The organism is Collinsella sp. OM08-14AT, assembly GCF_003438115.1.
Classification (GTDB): domain Bacteria; phylum Actinomycetota; class Coriobacteriia; order Coriobacteriales; family Coriobacteriaceae; genus Collinsella.
Map to the genome: position 1 here is coordinate 136,145 of NZ_QSTE01000002.1, position 20,786 is coordinate 156,930.

The 20,786-nt window shown below is 57.5% G+C and carries 8 protein-coding genes and 1 tRNA gene; 1 reads left to right on the top strand and 8 read right to left on the bottom strand.

Features of this window, described 5'->3' with window-relative positions; translation table 11 throughout:
• Positions 1-309: 309 nt before the first annotated feature.
• The 7 genes from DXC18_RS02070 to DXC18_RS02100 form a co-directional block, all read right to left on the bottom strand.
• A complete protein-coding gene (locus tag DXC18_RS02070; RefSeq protein WP_117716180.1) occupies positions 310-11,016 on the bottom strand; it encodes a hypothetical protein in 10,707 nt (3,568 codons plus the stop codon).
• Between the two features lie 40 nt (positions 11,017-11,056).
• Positions 11,057-12,001: a hypothetical protein gene (locus DXC18_RS02075; RefSeq protein ID WP_117629811.1), complete on the bottom strand. Its 945-nt coding sequence runs from the start codon at positions 11,999-12,001 to the stop codon at positions 11,057-11,059.
• 14 nt (positions 12,002-12,015) lie between these two features.
• Positions 12,016-12,855 carry a hypothetical protein gene (locus tag DXC18_RS02080; RefSeq protein ID WP_117629810.1) on the bottom strand — a complete coding sequence of 280 codons (840 nt, stop codon included), beginning with the start codon at positions 12,853-12,855 and terminating at the stop codon, positions 12,016-12,018.
• Complete coding sequence (locus tag DXC18_RS02085) at positions 12,856-13,902, bottom strand: hypothetical protein (protein ID WP_117629809.1); 1,047 nt, start codon at positions 13,900-13,902, stop codon at positions 12,856-12,858.
• A 285-nt stretch (positions 13,903-14,187) separates the two neighbouring features.
• Positions 14,188-15,492, bottom strand: a complete 1,305-nt coding sequence (locus tag DXC18_RS02090; protein ID WP_117629808.1) for an ATP-binding protein — start codon at positions 15,490-15,492, stop codon at positions 14,188-14,190.
• Between the two features lie 235 nt (positions 15,493-15,727).
• The gene (gene bilR, locus DXC18_RS02095) at positions 15,728-17,758 is read right to left on the bottom strand and encodes a bilirubin reductase, long form (protein ID WP_233505698.1); all 2,031 of its coding nucleotides are present in this window, start codon (positions 17,756-17,758) and stop codon (positions 15,728-15,730) included.
• A 446-nt stretch (positions 17,759-18,204) separates the two neighbouring features.
• A tRNA-Met gene (locus DXC18_RS02100) sits at positions 18,205-18,281 on the bottom strand.
• Positions 18,282-18,477: 196 nt separating this feature from the next.
• Here DXC18_RS02100 and DXC18_RS02105 point away from each other — a divergent pair.
• A complete protein-coding gene (locus tag DXC18_RS02105) occupies positions 18,478-19,251 on the top strand; it encodes a type III pantothenate kinase (RefSeq protein ID WP_158551682.1) in 774 nt (257 codons plus the stop codon).
• Positions 19,252-19,361: 110 nt separating this feature from the next.
• On the opposite strand, the gene DXC18_RS02110 is transcribed toward DXC18_RS02105, so the two are convergent.
• Entirely contained in the window at positions 19,362-20,558 is a 1,197-nt protein-coding gene (locus tag DXC18_RS02110) for an ATP-binding protein (RefSeq protein ID WP_117583693.1), read from the bottom strand.
• Positions 20,559-20,786: the final 228 nt, after the last annotated feature.

Here is a 20,786-nt window from a genome sequence, read left to right on the forward strand (position 1 = left end):
GTTTTATTTACGCAGCTAGTTAGCTCGCGGCTCATTGACGGTGTTTTACCAACCAGATTGGTATCTTTTTGTTTGGCTGGTATGGTTTGTGTAATTATTAACCCCTCTTCAGCCCGCACCTACATGTCAACTTTCCACTTACTTTCCAGCTTTCCACCTAGCTTTCCAGCTTTCCACTTAACTTACCACCTAAGGTGGAAAGCTGGAAAGCTAGGTGGGAAGCTGGGGCAGCAGCAGGCCAGGAGAACAAGAAAAGGGGCGGCAACCGGGTGGTTGCCGCCCCCTTTGCGAAGCCAGTTGGCTTCGGAACTAGTGGTCGATGCCGTTGAGGTTCACCCTCGTGAGCGTATAGGTCACATAGTCGGGCGATTGAGGCGTTGCGCTCGCCACGTCACCCTTAACCAGGCTCGCTGTCATCACCAAGCGATAGTTCGCGTAGAACTGCTCACGCTGTTCAACCTGCGTGTTGACCTTAACGGTAAAGGGCAGGCTAAACGTAGTGTCACCGTTCTGCGTTTTGAACTTGCCATTCTCCTTCGAGTCAGTGAAGGTGATCGTGCTACCGGAGGGAGCGACCGCGGCAAGCTTACTCTCCGTCACTGTTACGTAGTTGGAGATATCATCCGTTACACTCTCATACGTGCCGTCGGTTCCGCGGCGCTGCAGCTCGAGCGTGTACACAACAGAGTCTGCGTTCGCAATTGCCTCGGCGGCGTTGCTGAGTCCACCCAGTTCATACGTGGCACCCAGACCAATCGTGCCATTCGCGATCGGACGCAGGTCGTCCACGTTAATGCCAAGCTGCGACTTCTCAGGCGCCGATAGCGTAATGGTCGTATCACCCGTGTCCATGCGATAGTATCCAACGTTACCGCGCTTCGTCATCGCCAGGCTCGAGGTGGCAAGACCAGAATCGCGCGTCGAAAGGTTGGCGGTATAGGACATCTTGGTACAGGCGTCCTCGCCAGACTGCTTGGACAGGGAGATGACCTTGTTGCAGCCGTCCGGCGTAAGACGAATCTCTTCCACTGCCGTACGCACGGTAAAGGATCCGCCCGTTGCACGCTTGCGGATTCCGGCAAGATCATGGTCGAGCGTGAGCCTCAGTGAGTCATCACCCGTATCCGTCACAATCTGTGTAAACGCAGGCGTCGAAGCGTCACACTTCTTCCAATCGCTGCCATTCCACATGTAGTTCTGATCGCCGACGGCAACATAGAACTTCGCAATTGCCGAGGTTCCGCTCGGGAAACTGCTTACTCCCATTAGGTTGTTGTTGGCGCCATAGCGACACAGCGATGTATCGAGCTGATAGAACAGATGGTCGCTCTCTGTATAGTATTGGCTCGGGCTAAACGCAACCGTATCCATGACATCGAGAGAAAGAACGTAGGCGGCACCGTCCTCCGACTTCGAAACCGGAATGCACGCCCCATCTTTTTTGTCGACTACATTCTGCTCATAATTGGACAAGATGCTGTATGTCGATGCCGTACTGTTTTGAATATCGTCGCTGCCATCAGTGCGTAAAACATGATGCAGATTCCAAGATATGCGGCCACCCGAAGAATTCGAGTCAATAGACGAAGCCGTAAAACCGTTGATACTAGCTTGCGTCACGCCGTCGCCCGACTTGGGCACGTTGACAACTAGGTAGACGCTCTCCGATGCACGCTTCTCCCTGCCGGTATCCTTCTCCTTAGGTACCTTTAGCGTATAGCGACTGTTGCTGGGAACGTCAGCACCCGCAACCTTAAACAGCGTCCACTTGCCATCGAGTTTCGCCTTAGCGGTCGCCTCAGCCTCCTTATCACACTTAGTCCATGTGCCGGCGCCATCCTGCGTGGCCGACACATCCAAAATCTCGCTCAGCCATCGCTCCTGATATGGATTGCGCGCAGGATCCCTAAAGCCGTCGTTTCCGCTCAGCGAAACGCTCGTTGCTCCGCCTTCGCCCACCGTATAGTGATACTCTCTGCCACCGGCCTTGCCATCAACGTTCGCATCGATGAGCGTAAGCTGGGTGCCCTGGGGCAACCTTCCGTCGGCACCATTGAAGAGGATACTCTTGCCGAGCCCCTTCATCGAGCCGCCAGCAGCCATATAGCTGTCCCAGCCAAAGTCGACTTCCTTCCCATTGGCAGAATTGTATGTCCAGGTAAGCAGACCCGTCATCGGCTCGCCAAAGCTCGTAAGCACGTGTGCATCTTTTCCAAGGTTAGCGTAGTCTTTTTCTTTAAATTGAGTGCCGTAATCATACGTTGCAGTGAAATCGATCTCGAGCTTGCGCTTAACGATGATCGGCACCTGAACGTTGTAGCTCTGACCCGCCTCGGTAAAGGTAACGGTCAGGAGCGTAAAGCGACCTTTGCCGTTGTCCCAATCGGAGCTTGGGCTAAACGACATATTGTTCTTGCCATTGTTCACTACGCGAAGCGTGGGATTGTTCGACGCGTCATCGTCCTTAACGAATACACCGTTCTTGAGTTGGAACACCTCCGCCTTGGCCGTCACGTGCGGATTGGTGCCATTCTCGTTATTCAATCTGCAAGCGTCGGAGAAGCCGCCGTTCGTGATGATGTTTAGATAGCTCTTGACCGTCGTATTATCGGTACCCGAGATCACCAAAACGGGGAAATCCGCTGTGGCTTGGTTGCTGCTTGTATCATTATTCGAATTGAACTTACTGGCCACGGATGAGGCATCGTAGCTCGACTTATTTTGATAGGCGCCGTTGTCATTAATGCCGCCGATATTCGTGTAGGTGTAGCGATCGGCAACACCGGTGCCTGCCTCGCTCTGGACGGTCGCCGCGGTGTCGATGGTGGCGCCGTCGCCAAACAGGTAGCGATCGGTGGTGTCGTTGTCGGAGGCACGCGCCGCCAGCGTGCTTACGGGGCTCGTGGTCACATACGGGCTCGCTGCCGTGGTGGCGGTATTGTCCGCGCCGTAGAGCGTGATCCCCTTGTCAGGTGCTTCCAGTGTGTCGTTATAGTCACCAAACGCGATATACGACTTCATGTTTACGGCGGCCGCATTGGTCGTGTAAACCATCGGCGGCAGATCACGCGTGGTCTTGCCGTTGCCGAGCTTTACGTTCACGCCCGCTGCGGAGAGGCTATAGCCGTTTGTGTCAACCTCGCCTAAGAGCACGCCCTGCTTAGAGCCCAATTTGTAGGTATTGCTGTCCATGAGCACGTTTACCAGATGGAACTGGCCGCGTCCGTCGCCCGCAATGCCGCCGTTGGAGGTTCCGCCAAACGTTGTGTTAGATACCTTTGTGTTGGTGACGTTGATGACGTCGGCACCGCTGTTAATCGCGCCAAGTAGACCGCCGCTCCACCTGCCCTTGATCGTGGCGCTCTCAATCGCGATATTGTTGCAGGCTATGTTCACATTGCTGAAGTAGTAACCGATAAGTCCGCCCGAGCATTGGTCGGTGCCGGCAATGTTGATATTCTCGACGCTACAGTCCTCAAACCAGTACGTGTTGGGGCTGCCACTGCTCGTGACCTCGCCAATCAAGCCGCCCGCATTACGGATGCTATTGTTCGTTCCGGTGGCATCGCCGATGATGGCGCTCTTGGCATCGCCTCCGGCATCAATGCGCACGTTGCTTATAGAAATAACGCCTCTATAGGCGCTTCCGACCACACCGCCGGCGCCCATGTACTTATCGGTGTTCGACCCGGTGGCGAGTACATTTACCCCAGAGATGACTGCCGTGCTCGATGCGACGGCTTCCGTGATGCCAATTTTGGTGTTCACCGATACGTTACTGGAGGTATAACCGAACACGCCGCCCACGTAGGGTGTTGTACCCGTGGCGGTTATGGTCGAGTTTTTGCCAATAGTCTTCTCGTATACCCCTGTGGCCGCGGTTGTCCACACGCCGCACGGCGAGGCGATCGCACCCACATAGCCGCCAACGTACTTCTCGCCCGTGACGCTAAGGCCAGTGTATGAGCAGTCACAGAGATTCGCGGGCGCCTGCGTGCCGGAGCCGAAATTGACCATATAGGTCACGTCGTTATCCGTCCTTCGGCTGGTACGGCCCGAGCTGCCAAGAAGCCCTCCTACGCTCTTTGCGCCCAACACGGTGCAGTTCTTCATCTGTACGTTGCGGTAGACGCCACGCGTGTTGCCGTCGTAGTTGGCCGTTGCGCCCGCCAAAAGGCCGGTGCCGATGAGGTCGTTCGATGCCGGTCCCGAGGCAATGCTACCGTTGGCGTCTTTGTACGTGAGCGATACGTTGCAGTTACTAAAGGTGAGGTCTTTGACCTGAGCGCCGTCATTCGCGGTGACGCTCTGCCCCACATTGGTTGAGGTGAACATCACGGTGCTGAATAGGCCGCCCACGCCCGAGACCTTATAGTCGTCATCGGCATATTCGACGACGCCGTAAGTGGCATCTTTGGTGCCCACCGTGATGGTGGCCCCGTTGCCGTCGATCGTTGCCACGTGCGGCGTGATGCGGTCGCGATCGGTGGACGCCTCGTTCGAGCTGCAAGCATTGGAATAGTAACGGCCGCTGAGACCCACGTATCCCGTGCCGTAGCCAGTCATATCATAGGTGGCATTTTCCTTGAACTCCAGGCTCATGCCGATCGATTTCGACGCGCACACGTAGCCCGTTTGGTAGTCGGCAGCGTAGGACGCCACCAGGTAGGGCGAATTTACATCGTCATCATGGTTGAGCGGGCCGTGCCACCCCTGTTTGCCCGGGGCCTTCTGGTCATCGTTTTTGGCGGTTTCGAAATCGCCGGAAGCGCTCGCAGGCTTGCCCACGCAGTCGTAGCTGGCATTTCGCACCTTACCATATTCCTTGTTGCCAAACAGGTAGCCGTTTATCGCCGGGTCCTGCTTATCGCTGCCCCAGTACGCCTTGGAGCCGCGGAACACGCCATAATTAGCGTAGTCAGTATGTGCCGCTCCAGCACCCGCACCCGAGCTAATGATGGCCGAGAGCACCAAAAGGCCCTGGGCGTTTTCCACCGTGGTCACGGGTGCCTCGGCATCAGTGCCGATATACTTGTTGTCGGTGCCCGTGGTAGTGACGCAGGCAGCTCCCTTGTTTGTGAGCTCGTTGATCTTGTAGTTAGCGTTACCGTTTTCGACTTTGCAGCCCTCGCTAAAGGCATAGCCATCAATCACACGACCAACGTAGGGATTGTCGTACTGCCGGAAGTTGCCCGTTCCAAGACCCTGAGACTTGTCGCTGGTTCCAGCGCGCCAAGACGTCCCTGACATATTGCGGAAGATCACACCGCCGCCCGCAATGGCACCAACGTAACCGCCGATGGGAACAAGATGTGGCTTAGTTCCGCCACCAGCAACCGTAAAGCCGGTTGTGGAGTTATCGGGCGTTGTCCCATTCACGGCCACACCGTCGATAATGTTATCGCCGCCAAGGATGCAGCCGATAACGCCACCGAAGAACGGCGTCGGAACACCGTCGGCATCCTTGGCAGAATAAGTAATAGTCGCCGACGCGTTCACATAGCGAATATTCAGATCGCGCACCACGCTGCCGTAACTATAGGGAATAAGGCCGCGAAGCGAACCCTCGTTATTCTCTATCTTGATGGTTGCCTTTTTATCACCTTTAGGGTTGCCAACGATGACGCCACGGAACGGGTTGGCTTTGTTGCCAAAACCGCCAAACGATGCGCCGTCGAGGGTGATCGTATTACCCCCGGTAGGTTCAATACTGTAGTACGCGCTTTGGATATAGCGGTGCATCATCTCGTCGGAAAGTGTGGCCGAAGGATCAGTGGTGTCGCCGGTCTTCTTTTCCCACTTCTTCCCAGTGTCTTTCGCCTGCTTATAGACGTACGTAACCTCATTGTCGGTTTTATTGTCGCTGCGGCGAGTACAGAGCGTACTCTGGTTGACGGCAATGGTGACCTCCCAACCGTCGAGCGCAGTTTGGTTGTTGATGTAGTTGGCGATGGCGTTCATCTCAGTCGCGTCCTTAACGGCATACGGATCGCCATATGTGCCGCATCCCTCTACCAGCTTTGGAATGCGCTGGTTGACTTTAATTTCATGATATTGGACGCCGCTCTCGGTGGCCTTTCCCTTATAAACATAAGGAAGATAGCCACCAAACCAAGGCCTGACGTCACCGTCCTTCTTACCATCAACCGTCACATAGCCGCTCACGGCACCATACGTCGCTTCGTCGTAATACCAAAGCTGCTTGCCCGGGTACTCCGTACTCCCATCAATCTCAGATCCGTATGTCACCTTGCCTGCATCGGCATCGGCATCGGCCTTAGTAAAGGTGTAGTCCGCAGAGCCCGTGCTCGTGCTTCCGTAGCCAAAACTCTCCAGCAGGCTCGCATGGGTGAAGATCGTTTTGTTCTTTTGGCTGGGCAAGCTGATTTGCTCAAACTTTGCCGTCACCTGATCGGCCTCACTGCCTACACCAAGCTTTCCGAACAGCGACGTAGCCGCCTTGGTGTCACTCGTGTACCCAGTAGTCTTGATATTCTTCGCGTTCAGGCTCACGTACTTCTGCATCTCGTTGATGAGCAGAGGCATATAGGCGTTAGCATCCGTGGCGCTGTTGGCGCCGTCGACAATCAGATTGTTGAGCGTAAGACCATCAATTGAGATCTTTCTAATCTTGGTGCCATTGCCGTCGCTGGACCCATACACGTAGCGGCACACGAGCGCGCCCGAAGAGCTTCCGCTTGCTCCATCAGTGTCTTCAGAGCTCTTTCCGTCATTAATAACGGGCCCAACAGTACCACGCAAAGTGACGTTTTTTACTGTGAGATCGCCGTTTGCCACCGTTCGAAAAAGACCGCAGTGCATGTTCTCGTGCTGGGTAGCATCGGAATTTAGCTTGTTGCCATTCTGCTCGGCCTTGATCTTGGAGTAACAGAAGGTAATGGTCGCATTCTCAACCGTCACCTCTCCGCTCGGCTGAGTGGGATAATAGCTGTAGCCGGCCAAATCGATTGTACCCGTTATGGTTATGGAATCATCGAGCCCTGTCGTGCCATTGGGAACGATTGTCGAACGAATACCTTCGGGAGCATAACGGTAAGCAGACCATAAGAGCAGCTTTTCCGCTGTATCGATTTGACTGCCACTAAAGCCGCCTTCACAATTCTTAGAGGCTATGTCGAGGTTGTAGAAGTAGCGGGTATTGCCGTTCGTATTCTGGCTTCGACCGAAAGACGAGCGATTATGGTAGCTGTTGTCTTTTGTGGAATCGCCGTCCATGTCCAGCTTGTTTTTCTGTGTGTGTAGCGAAACGACCGTGTTCCAGTCGGCGTCCATGAGCTTGCTGCCGTTGTTTGGTTTTACACCGCTGCCAACCCATTCATCGAAGGACGTTACGCCCGGTGCAACGATGGCCCCCTCGCCGCTGGGCACCCTATAGGCGGTATCCCAATAAGCCCTGTCCTCCAAGTACAGGCCTAGGTAGCTCTCGACGCCATATGTCGTCTTATCATCCACCTTGCAGCCGCGGCAAACTAGAACGCCGAGCGTCTGAGCGGCGCCTGCATTAATCTTTGTGCCCGAGAGATCGATGGCGTAGTTGTTGATAATCCAGTGACCGCTGGCTGCGTATACGAGGCCGCCGACCTCGGTAGAGTCGCTTGCAGCCACAGTCGTGTTGTTGGTCGTTTTGAGGGCGTAGGTGCTGCCGCTGGTGTTTGCAGCAGCATCGCCAATGGTGACGATGGCGTTGCCCCAGCTGTAGCCCAAAAGGCCACCGGCACCGTTGAGCGCATCACCGTTCCTACCGACGTTCATCTTGAATGAATTGAACGAAAGGCCCGAAATGTTCACGTACTTATCAGCTGAGTTGGCTATTGTCCCTGCATTGTAGGTACTCTGTGCGATGCAGCCGATAAGACCACCGACTTGGGCAATCTTGCCGCCGGCGCAATCGCCGGTTTTGATTTCGCCGCCGACTTCGAGGCCCGTAACATTGAATGTCGAAGCGCAATCGCTCACATAGCCGATGGCACCGCCAATACGGCTATTGCCGTTAAGCGATCCGGCTGCAGTGATAGTCGTTTGCGCCTTGCTGTTACCCTTAAACGTAACCGTGGCAGCCGCCGACACGCTGCCCGCAATACCACCAATGTTCACGTCATTGGCAAACGTATCATCGCACGCGTTATTCGTTTTGCACGTTACGCTAGACAATGACAGGTTGCCGACGATGGCACCCGCCAGCGACCCGGCATCGACAGCCGAACCGTTATCGAACTTCATGGAGCCAGCGATTGTGACGTTGGAGATGGTTGCGCCGTTGACGGCCGCGAACAAGCCTAAGCGGCCGTGGCGGTAGATTTTGCCGTTGCCGTTGCTCGTGTCATTGCCGTCAAGCACAGCTTCACCACGCTTGCCGTACGGCTCGCCGACGGCAAGGTTGATTGTGCCGTTGCCATTTGTGCCGCCGCCGTTCAACGTTCCCGAGAAAACTTGCGAGCCGTCTGCACGATCCTGCGTGAAACCCGTCAGGCCCGTGCCCTTGAGATCAATAGTGCCGTTCACCGTAATGGTCGAGGACTGCAAGATGTTCGGGTTGTTTTCAGAAACGCCCTCGACCATGGAGTAGTAGCCGTTGGTTTGCCAGGTGATTACAAGTTTGGCGAAATCCTCAACAGAGGTTAGGGTGTAGGCACCGTTAGTCAGCGCCAACGATGCCGGCAAGGTCAGCTTGTGAGTGCTGGGGTCAAGCGTAATAAATTTATCGCCCAAGCGAATAACTTCGCCATAGGTCGCGATATCATCCGTCTTCGAGGCCTTGTTGCTGCGCCTATAGGTCCAACCCGTAGCGCCTTCATCGGTTACGTTACCGTTAGAGCCATCGCCGGCAGCGAAAATCAGTGCGTTGTTGTTCTCGTAGACAAGCTGACCCGTCGTGGCGTTCTCGGCAAAGCTTGCGCCCGACAGGTTTGTGATGCCGCTGAACTTGATTACGGCATTCCGTGCGGAGCCCGCAATACCAGCCGCGCGATTGTTTGCTGCACCGCCAATGGCATTATCGCTTGTAAGCGTAAAATCGCGCACGTCGAGCACGCTGCGCGTGTCGATAACACCCACGGCGCCACCGAACTTTCCGGCGTCCGTTCGTGCCGAAGCAACTCCCTTGCACGTAACCGTCACGCCGTCGAGCACAGCGGCGACAGGCTGCGAATTGACAGGCTGCGAATTGGAATCCGCGTTATCGCCAACATAGCCAACAACACCGCCCGTATCGGACAGCTTGCCCGCAAGTTCAAACTCAATTGAGCACGTTTTCTTATCCGCATCCTTTTGGACCACAAAGGCACGCAAAGCGCCTTTGTCGTCCGTTTTCGTCGCGAACACCTTGCCGACAAGGCCGCCGTAGCTGCCGTTGACACTAACATCTTCTGGTAAGGCGAGTTTGCTCTTATACGCCCCGCCTTGCACCACGATGTCTCCATTAGAGATATCGGCCATGCCAAAAAGAGCGCCGGCGCGCTGCGACGCACCAAGTGTCACAAGGTTGCCCAGGTCGAACATATTGGGCTTAACGATAAATCCCTGCGCAAAGCTCACGTCGCCGATAACGCCACCAGAACAAGCGCTGTTCTCATCGCCAATATTTAGAGGACACCTAATCTGCTTATTATCCGCGCCCAGCGTGAGCACGGTCGCTTTGCCAATAAAACCGCCGCTGGCGGTGGTGCCCTTGACGGTGAGCGCGCGTAGGTCGAGAGCTTCCGTGACGTTGACCATGGCACCTGCGCTCGAGCCAACGAGGCCTACGACACCGCCGGCGGAGCCGTTTGTGGACTGGACGGTTGTGGTGGGAACGTTGGTCAGGGCGCCGATACTCAGGGTCGCACCGTCCTTGACTTCGCCTACGAGCAGGCCAGCGTTGCCAGAGCTCGTTTTGACGGTTCCGTCTGAGGCCAGATCGTTGGGGAACGTGACGGACTCAACCGTCAAGGTCCCGCTCTCGACCGTGTTGGCAATCAAGCCAATGTTGCCCGTCGCATTCGCGTTGAGATTCTTTCGGGAACAGGTGGGGGTGAGGCTATAGGTAACGTTCGCGGTAAGGTTGCCCGTCGTCGTACCCAGGAGAGGTGCCGTCAAGGCGGAAGTCGTGTCCTTCACATCAGCGTTCACGGGATCCGCGATGTCAACCGACGCGATGAGCGCCTTGCTCTCTTCGCTGTTTTCCGCACCGCTGACCTTCGAAGCGACCATCGGCGCGCTATAGCTAGTCGCGCCCACCCACTTTATCCTGACCCTATTTTTTTGGCCAGACAGCTTGAGGTTATTAAAGACCGTCCGATCAGTCGTAAGCTCGACGGGACTATCATCGTCCAGCGACCTATAGATCCTGCCTTCGAACGGACGCTCATCGCTGCCAAGGCCCTGGAAAGACATGCCGTTATCAGCCGACTCAGTGAGCTTCGCATCGCCCGTGATGATAACCTTGATCTGCGCATCATAGTAAAGCGAAGCGTCGGCGTTAGACAGGACGGCGAACGCTTTCGACAACGTGACATTGAGGCTTTGGATTCCGCTCCTGTCGTCTTTGCACACGATGCTTTCCGCGCCGTTCGCCTTGAGCAGGTCGACAAGCTCATCAAGATTTGTAATCGAAGCATCGGCCTGGGCCTCAGCGTCTTCCGAAACCGCGGCATCGGCATCTTGCTCGGCATCGCCAGCGGCGGCATCCCCTGCCGCATCGTCGCCTTCCGCCTGATCGCCCGTGGAATCGGAACCCGTGGCACTATCGACGGTATCGCCCGTTGCGGCGTCGCCATTCGCAGCGCCATCCTGGGCACTGTCACCCGCGGCACCAGTATCACTCGACCCAGGCCCGGTCGCGGCATCGCCGTTGGTCTCACCGCTCTCGGCAGCGTCCGATGCCTCCGCAGACGCGGCGGCAATCTCGCTCGAGATGTTCTGCCAGCCGGCCGCCACAGCGGCCACCGTGGGCGAGCATGCCTGGAGCACCATGACCACCGTCATGAACTCTGCGAGTATGCGCTTTGCCGTTCTCATCGATTCCGTACCTCTTATCCTAAAAACTCTGCTGCCAGAGTTATTGAGTCTCCGTCGTACCCGCTTGGGTGGTTCCGCTCGCGCTAATGCCCAGGTCATCCCAGCCACCAGGCGTTTTGCCGTCCGCTCGGTAGAAGTTGACGACCATCGAACCCGGCTCCATGGTGAACGTAGCCGTGCGAGCTGTAGCATCCACCGTCGCGCTATGGTTGGTCGCGAAGAACGGGTCGATCTCCACGTTCTCCCCCCACGTGAGCGTGACGTTCGCCGGTGCTCCCGTGACCGTCACGCGGTAGTTATACGCAGCGTAATCAGTAAACTTACCAGCCTCATCGACCAGCGCGCCCTCGACCGCCGCGGTCTTGACCTCGGCCCTCTTTGACGGCACGACTTTCGCCGCCAGGCAGGTAAGCTCGGTGCCGGGACTCTTCTCCGATACGACCGTGGCCTTAATCACAAAGTAGGCATGTCCCAGCTTGTCCTCAGGGAACGTCACGGTGTAGTCGTTCTTGGTAGGTTGATTCTCCGGAAGCGTGACGCTGCTACCGGGCTGGGGCGCATAGCTCCACGTGGCGCCATCGAGCCCGTGCCCCTCGACCGTCAAGGTGTATGTCACATTTTTGTCGTTGCAGAAGTTGCTGTTGCCCAGCAAGTAGTTGTAGATGCTAAAGGTAAAGTTGCACTGCCCGTTGTTGGGATACACCGTAACGGAGCGCTGGGCACGGGCGAGCTCGTCGGGGCTAGGCGCACTCATATAGCCCGTGAGCAAATCGCTTGCAAATAGGCTCTGCGCAGTGCCCGTTGCGGCGACGGACTTTAGAAATCCGTTGGCGGTGTAGGCGGAATAGGTAAAGTAGCCACCCGTCACGAGCGCCACGGCGCAAATAAGTGCGATTGCCGCCACAACCAGCTTGTTCTTGACTAGGCTCTTGCTTTTTGCCAGCTGCTCGCGCTCGGCATCCTGCTGTTTCTCTTGCTTCTCCATGTGCGCCCCCTCTCCTACTTGCCGCTCGTGTTGCGCGCGATCAGGTAAATCACGTCGGTCTCTTTGGCGCTCTCGTCCCACGAAAGCTTGATGATAAAGTTAAGCGTGTCATTGCCAGTCGAGTTGTCGAGTGTCTTAGCGTTGAGGTCGCCTTTGCCGAATTTCTTGTATCGGTAGAGCGGGCGCGCGTTGCGCTGGACGTTTTGATAGTCCTTGAATGTAGGGTCGCTTGCGCCCTCGCCCGGCACGGCTGCCAGACCGTCGTTCTCCTTGTTGATATATTCGAAGCTCGTCAGCAGGTTCTCTCCGGTTGCTTTCCAGCTATAAGATTTGCCGTCTGCGGTACCGCTCACGTCGGGCGTCTGGAGCGCAGACGTGTTCTCGGCTCTGTACAGCTCAATAGTGAGACCCGTAATGTTGGTCGTATTCGCGAGTTGCAGCTCAAAACCGTCACCGCCCGTCTGCACGCAAAACGCACGCTTGAGCGTCACCGTGTTGCCGGTCTTGGTATCGCCGTATTCGGGGTTGTAGCTCAGGTCGACCTGCTCTGTTGCCGTAGCGTTGGGGCCCAGCACTTTGAGCTCCGCCGGCTCCTTGATCTTGCCAACGGTGGAGCCGCGATTGGCATCGACGAACCATCCGAGCGTCAATCCCAGCAACACGAGAAGCACGGCCACCAGACCCACGATGGCCAGGGATTCGCGACGGTGGTCGCTCACCCAAGCCTTGATGCGCTCGATGCGGCCAGCCGGACGCGCTTCGCCGTGCGAGCCGAACCCGTTGCCGCCGGGGTTTGCCGCTCCTTCGTTGTGTTTGATATCGCCCTGCTCGCGGGCATTAAGCTGCTCGTCCATTTATTTATCCGCCTCCTTGGCGGTGAAGCGCACGCGAATGTACTTGACGTTCTTGCCGATAATCTCGTCGGCGTTGTTGTAGTAGCTGGCGCAGGTTTCCACATCCGCAGAGGACATGCCGGCTCCGACAGGCGGAACCGCGCTAGGCGCCTGACCTGGCACGCTCGTGCTATCGGCGCGGAAATAGCGCGCGTGGTTATTGTTGATGTCGCCGACGAGGGTTGTGTATCCCCCCTCGTCGCCTGTGTTAGCGAAAAGGTTGCCACCGTAGCCGGCGTTGCCCGTGCGAACATAGCTCTTGAACTGCTCCGGCCAAATCCAGTAGAGGGTTTTGGTTGCGGTTTTGGTCGTGCTATTTGAGCCCTCAGCGCAAAAGCTCCGCGCCGGGATGGTAAAGCTCTGCGTAATGACGGTGACGCTCGCTCCGTCCTGGGTCACCGTGGTTGTCGTGGGAACCAGCGGATTGGAGTAAAAGCCAGAGGTGTCTTTGCCCTGGAAAACCAGGATATGACCGCGCACCAAATCTTTAAGCGAGTTGATGATCTCTTCGTTTGTCGATGCGTCCACAACGGAGTCCGTGCCCGCAACGCTCGTCTGGACAGAAATCTCCCAGGTCATCTCCACCGTAATATCGTGCAGGTCGTTGCAGAGCGGCTTGACGTTGAGCTGAAGCTGGCCCGCCGACCCCGGAGAAAGACTGCCATCGGCACTCATGTTATTGAGGTTGAAAAGATTGTTCACGGCAAGGCTTGTACTGTCCGACGCGTAGTTGTCCTGGGCGTCGTACTTACCTGCCGTGCCGCCCTGCGTTCCCGAGAGCACAAACCGTGGGCCCTTCGCCCCGATCGTACTCCCCGTGGCGCTCACTCGATTGTTCGCGGCAAACCAGGCAAGGCATGCAAAGATGGCAACGATGGCGGCCAGCACAAACAGACCGCTCACCAGGAAATCCTTCCAGAAATCCTTGAGGGTCCGCACATGCTCGTCGGCAGCTTGGCGGTACTCGGCCGCCGTCTTGTGCTGCTGGAGCTCGCTATGTCGGTCCATGCCACTCATCGTTTGCGTTTGCCCTGCTAGCGGGCGTGCCGTCCTTTCCGCTTGGTCGCGATCAATCCGTTGCTCGTAGGCATAGAATTCAGGCAGAATACAACACCATACGATAAGGTAAAAGAATAGCATTGACCTGCGGTTTGCTCCACAGCGCAAGCCTTAATGATGTCTTAAAGATTACGAATAGCAGCTTCTTCCATATGCCAAGGACATGGTGCAAACAAACCTGACCACTTGCACCAATCCGCAGCACCGGGCAGCGGGCACACGGCGTGCCGCCCCTTAACACCCCAACGCGCGCACGGGTATCACGTAGATACCGTCCTCGACCTCGCGGGCGTACTCACCCACCCCCACAATCACGGCCATAAACTCCGGTTCGCGTGTGCGTGAACGAAGATTTCCACAGACCTTCTTGCGAACGCGCTTGAGGCTCTCAACGCCGGCGCTCGCCTTATCTTCGCTCACCTTAATCTCAAAGGCGGCCCACCGTCCATCGGCTAGCTGCACGATGGCATCGCATTCAAGGCCCGAATCGTCGCGATAATAGCGCACGGGCGTGCTATCCAGCAGGTCGAGCGAACGTGCGTAGACCGAAAGATCGCGTATGACCAAATTCTCAAACACCAGACCAAATGTCTGCCAGTCGGCAAGCAGCGCCTGCAAGGACATACCTAGCAAGGCGCAAGCAAGGCTCGGATCTGCCAGATAGCGCTTGGGCTTGACGGTAAAGCGTCGTTTGTCGCGCGCGGCGGGAACCCAACCGGGGACCTCCTCGAGAATGAACATGCCTTTGAGGGCATCCAGGTACCTGCGCACCTTGGTCTCGTCGGCAAACGCTGCGGGTTCCCCCTCGGCACCGAACATATCCATAAGAATCGTTTTATACGTGGTCGCCTGTCCCAGATTGCGCGCGATCGATGCGGAGACTCGACGAGCAATATCGGGGTCGAGACCAACCGCCGGGAAGCTGCTCGAAAACGTAGTGTTGAGATATTCGCGAGCGATGAGCTGGGCGTCAGCCGAAACCATATCGATCGCCTCGGGCCAGCCGCCGCGGCAGGCGGCTTCGACAAGCCCCGGTGTATCGCCATTGCACCGACAGGGCTCAAAACGATGCTCAAACAAGCCCGCCAGGCTCACCTTGCCGCTGGACTCACCTGTCTCGGCAAGCGTCATGGGGTACATGCGGACGCGGCCGATGCGGCCGGCTCCACTATGCGCGGGTGCCTCCGTCTTTGAGCCAAACGCAGGCGTGGCGGAACCCGTGAGGATATAGGCGCCGCGCGTGCCCCGGGTGCGGTCAACCTCGTGTCTAACGTAGTCCCAAATCTGGGGAACTCGCTGCCACTCATGGATAATATGCGGACGGTCTCCCAGCAACATCATCGCCGGGTCGGCACGCGCGAGGTCGAGATTCTCGTCGACATACGAGGCGGACGCCCCGTGCTCAAGCGCGGCCCACGTCTTGCCGCACCACTTGGTGCCCGCAATCTCGACCGCGCCAAAGACGCGAAGGTAGCGTTCGATTTGCGCATCCACGATACGCGGGATGTATCCGTCCCGATGTAGCCTTTCGCCCGCCATGAGCCACCCCCGCAGATTTCCAGTTCCTGCTTTCTGATTCCTCTATTCCACTGTAGCAAATTCGGATTTTCGGGTGGTTGCGATTCGGATTTTCATGTTCTAAGGAGTCGGATTTTCTGGTGCATGAAATTCGGATTTTCTGAACCCGCTGGTCAGGGGCGCCCTCATTGGCAAAAAAGGCGGGGAGCGCCGATACGGCACTCCCCGCCCACTCAATACGCGACAGCTTTCTTACTTAGAGCTCGTTGGCCGCGTGATACGCCGTGCGAATGGCGCTCGCAATGTCGGCGGTGCGCTCGCCCGAGCAGTCGCCCACGCAGGTCACGGGCACCGTTACGCCGTCCAGGTCAAACCCGTTGGCCTTGGAGCCCACGGCCATCACCACGTAATCGCAGGCGATCTTCACCGGCTCCTCGGCGCCGTCCTCGGTGGTTCGAACGGCCTCCACGCCCTCGTCGGTAATGGCGGTCAGGCGGGTCTTAACATGCTGCTCAACGTTGTGGGCGGCAAAGTCGTTCATAATCAGCGGCAGAATGGTCTCGGACTCGCCTGCGGCAATCTTGTCGAGCATCTCGACAATCGCCACCTCGCAGCCGTTCTGCAGCAGGTACTCGGCAGTCTCGGTGCCCACCAGGCCGCCGCCGATAACGGCGACGCAGCCCGCGAGCTCCGCCTTGCCGGCCAGCACGTCCCAGCTCGAGACGACCTTGTCCGAATCGGCGCCCGGAACGGGGATGACCACGTCGTGCGCGCCCACAGCCACAATCGCGGCGTCGGCGGCGTTGAGGTCCTCGGCCGTAGCGGCATGGTTGAGCTCAACCTTTACGCCCAGGCCGGGCAGAATCTTCTCGTAATACTCCACCGAGCGCATGATCTCGTCCTTGCGCGGAGGCGCGGCCGCCAGCACAATCTGGCCGCCCAGATGATCGCTCGCCTCATAGACGGTCACGTCGTAGCCGCGCTTGGCCGCCACGCGCGCGGCCTCCAGGCCGGCAATACCGCCGCCCACCACGGCGATCTTCTTGTCGCCCTCGCCCGGCTTAATGGCGATGGTCGCCTCGTCGCCGTTCTCGGCATTGAGCACGCACGAGATGTATTTGCGGTTTTGAATCGCGTCGACGCAGCCCTTGTTGCAGTTGAGGCACTCGCGGATGGGCTCACCCGTGGCGGCCTTCAGCGCAATGTCGGGGTCGCACATGAGCGAGCGGCCGTAGGCGATGATGTCGGCCGCGCCGTCTTCCAGAATCTTCTCACCGGCCTCGACCGAGACAACGCGGCCGACGGTTGCCACCGGCACGGAGACCAGGGCCTTGACGCGCTCGGCCACCGGCAGCGTCCAGTTGTAGGGCATGGCGCCCATGGGCGGAATGGTGTCTCCCATGTTGCCGGTGTGGTTGGCCTGCGCGACCTGGATCATGTCGATGCCCGCGCCCTCGAGCAGCTTGGCAAACTCGCAGGCCTCATCGGGCTGCAGGCCGCCCTTGCCGCGCGGCGTGCCGTCGGGGTTCTCCATGATCACGGGGAGCTTGTACTCCACCATCAGCTCCGGTGCGGCTTCCTTAATGGCGGCGACGACCTCCAGCGCGTAGCGAACGCGGTTCTCGAACGAGCCGCCGTACTCGTCGGTGCGCTTGTTGAGGATGGCCGAGCACAGCGAACCCACCAGGCGGTCGCCGTGGACCTCGATGGCGTCGATCCCGGCCTGCTGTGCGCGAGCGGCCGAGGCAGCGATGGCCTCCTTGATCTGGGTGAGTTGCTCCACGGTGGCCTCGTTCACAAAGTGCTGCATGTCGTGGTGCAGCTTGGCGTAGGCCTGCTTGCGAATCTCGTTGGACTCGGCCATCTTGGCGGCAAAGGCCTCCTCGTCGCCGGCGGCCTTGGCCTCCTGCGCAGCTTTCGCAGCGGCCATGGAACCCATGACCATGCGGCCGACACCGGGCACGTCGTACTCGGGATGGAACAGCTGCAGCGCGACCTTGGCACCGTGCTTGTGGACGGCGTCGGCCAGCGCCTTAAACGTGGGGATCTGGGCATCGGTCGCCAGCTTGGGCGTGGGGCTCGCGGTCATAACGGGAGCGACGTCGCCGATGACGATGTAGCTCACGCCGCCACGGGCCAGGCGCTCGTAAAAAGCCAGGCTGCGCTCGCCAATGGAACCGTCGCGCTCCTCGTAGCCGGTGGTGAGCGGCGGGAACATAATGCGGTTCTTGAGCTCAAGGGGGCCAACCGTAATGGGCTGGAGCAGCTTAGTGGCAGGTGCGGTCATGGACATTCCTCTCTTGTAGGCGCGGCGGCGATGTTGCCGCGTAGTTGTCTAGAGGATATGGCATGGAGGTACAGCGGCACAACGAAAATCGGCGAATATCAGGTGGCGGCAGGTGGATGGAGCGGACGGCCCGTCGGTTTGTCTCAATCTGTAACAGTTAGGCCCTATTTTGCCGAGCAACTGTTACAGATTGAGACGAACCAATCTAGCCTGCCGAAAGATCTAGATCTGTAACAGTTACTCAGTAAAAACCGTCCCTCGTGTTACAGATTTAGACAAACGAAGACCGTCCTGCCGAAACATCTCAATCTGTAACACCTAGCCGCCCAAATCGGGTCTAGATGTTACAGATCGAGATTTTGTTTGAGAGGCCGAGAATTGGACCGAAAACACGGTCCCGAAATAACAAAAAAGCTCGCCGGCTAGGCCGACGAGCTGCAAGTTCTTGGTCGCGGGGGCAGGATTTGAACCTACGACCTCCGGGTTATGAGCCCGGCGAGCTACCAGACTGCTCCACCCCGCAATGTCTGGGCGCCTCATGTGCGCAAGAAAGAATATTACGCGGGAGTTCGGTAAACGGCAAGGAAAATCTCGTAGAGCATAATTCCTTCATATTTAAACCCCTCAGCCCCTATCACCGTAAACGAATCGCAGCCGAGCGCCGTCGACGGCACGTATACAATGGTGCGCGTCCTTTTATGCCGACACCGGGAGTAGACATGCTGCTCGCTATCGATATGGGAAACACGCAGACGGCCATGGGCCTGTTTGACGGAGACGAGCTGGTGCAGTCGTGGCGCATGCCCACCGACCGCTCCTATACCGCCGACGAGATCCATGTGCGCCTGATGGGTTTCTTTAAGATGTACGGCCTTTCGCTCGATGCGGTCGACGCGATCGCCTTTGCGGGCGTGGTGCCGCAGCTCTCGCGCGAGTGGCACGCCGTGGCCGACCGCATTGCCGCGGACGCCATCGTCATCGGGCCGCAGACGGCCGCCGTAACCAAGCTGCGGGCGGCGCGCCCCCAGGCCGTTGGTGCCGACCGCATCGCCAACGCCGTCGCTGCCGAGACCTTCTATGGCGCGCCGGCGATCGTGGTGGACTTTGGCACCGCGACCAATATCGACGTCATCGATGAGGACGGTTATTACATTGGCGGAGCGATCGCGCCGGGCATTCGCATCTCCATGGACGCGCTTGCCGCCCGTGCCGCCAAGCTCGCCAGCGTGCCGCTCGAGGCGCCCGAGCACGCCATCGGCCGCGATACCGAGGAGTGCATCAAGGTCGGCGCCGTAACGGGCGCCGCCGCCATGGCTGAGGGCCTGGTCGCGCGCATGAAGCGCGAGCTGGGCCGCGAGGATGCCACCGTTATCGCCACGGGCGGTCTCGCCAGCATCGTCGCCGATTCGACCGATGCCTTCGACGTGGTCGACGGACAGCTCACCATCAAGGGTATCTGCGAAATCTACCGCCGCATGCGGGAGCTGGGGTAAGACAGGGGCCTTAGCCGAGCGCGACACAAGCGCGAGCAGCGGACCAGGCAACGCGGCAGCCCTATTCCTCAAAATCGAAAATTTTCAGTTTTGAGGAATAGGGCTTTCTGCTACGCCTCGCCGCAAAGCCACCTCGCCAGGTCCACTATCTGCACCCCATCGCGATCCGTAGTCTCGTGATGCGTGCGGGCGAGAATCATCTTGGGATACGCGTCGGCAATGCTCAAGAGCGGCGAGATTTCCCGCTCAAACGTCTTGTCCGAGCTAATGTCATCGCTCACCTGGATATAGAGCTTCTCGCTTCGCCTGATAGCTACAAAGTCAATTTCCTTTTTATAAAGCACGCCGACGTACACTTCGTATCCGCGCCGCAGCAGCTCGATTGCCACCATGTTCTCGTATACGCGTCCCCAATCCATATCGCGCGTACCAAGCAGCGCATATTTAAACGCATGGTCCGCCAGATAGTACTTCTCGCCGCTCTTGAGGTATTTCTTGCCGCGAATGTCATACCGTCGAACCTTATAGAAGGCAAATGCGTCGCACAGATACCCCATATATGTGCCCACCGTCTTGTTCGTGATCTTTAGCCCATCTGCATTCAGGCTATCCGTTATATTGCGAGCCGACGTAATGTTGGAGACGTTGTCCATCATGTAGTCAGCAATACGCAGCAGCGCCGATTCGTTTCTGACGTTATGCCGCTGCACGATATCCCTCACGATCAACGTTTTAAAAACGTTGGAGAGATATTGATAGCGTTGCTCCTGCGTTCGGTAAGGATACGAACCGGACATGCCGCCGGCATGTGCGTATTCATCAAAATCATGGTCGACCTCGCCCTTACCGTCGTAAGAGCGATACTCCTCAAACGAGAACGGGAACACCTCGATTTCGAACGTGCGCCCCGTAAAGAGCGTCGATAGGTCGCTCGATAACAAAAATGCATTTGACCCCGTAATAAAGATGTCATACCGCTCGGATGCGTGAAGGCTGTTGATTGCGCGCTCAAAGCCGCTACACATCTGAACCTCATCGATAAGCAGAAAGTTTTGCGTGCCGGACACCCGACGCTCTTTTACATAAGCAAGCAAAGCGTGATATTCGAGCAGGTCCTCGAACTCATCGAGGTTGTAGTTGATATGAATGACATTTGAATCAGGCAGGTTGGTCTCCACGTAATCGCGGAGGGACTCGAGCAGCTTGGATTTTCCGCTGCGCCGGATGCCCGTGATGACCTTGATGTCGGGCACACCGATAAGACTCGTCAGCGTATCCATATACGACGTCCTATTGATGAGCTTCATTGGCATCCTCCCTACACCCGATGTTTGCTATTCCTCAAAATCGAAAAATTTTCAGTTTTGAGGAATAGCGCTTACATCGAATATACCTTGCCAAATAACAATCTGCTTTGGTCCTATTCCTCAAAACCGAAAATTTTTCAGTTTTGAGGAATAGGGCGCTGGCAACCCATTCCCCAGATAGGCGAAACCCTCCCCGGCACAGGCCGAGGAGGGTCTTGTTGTCATCGT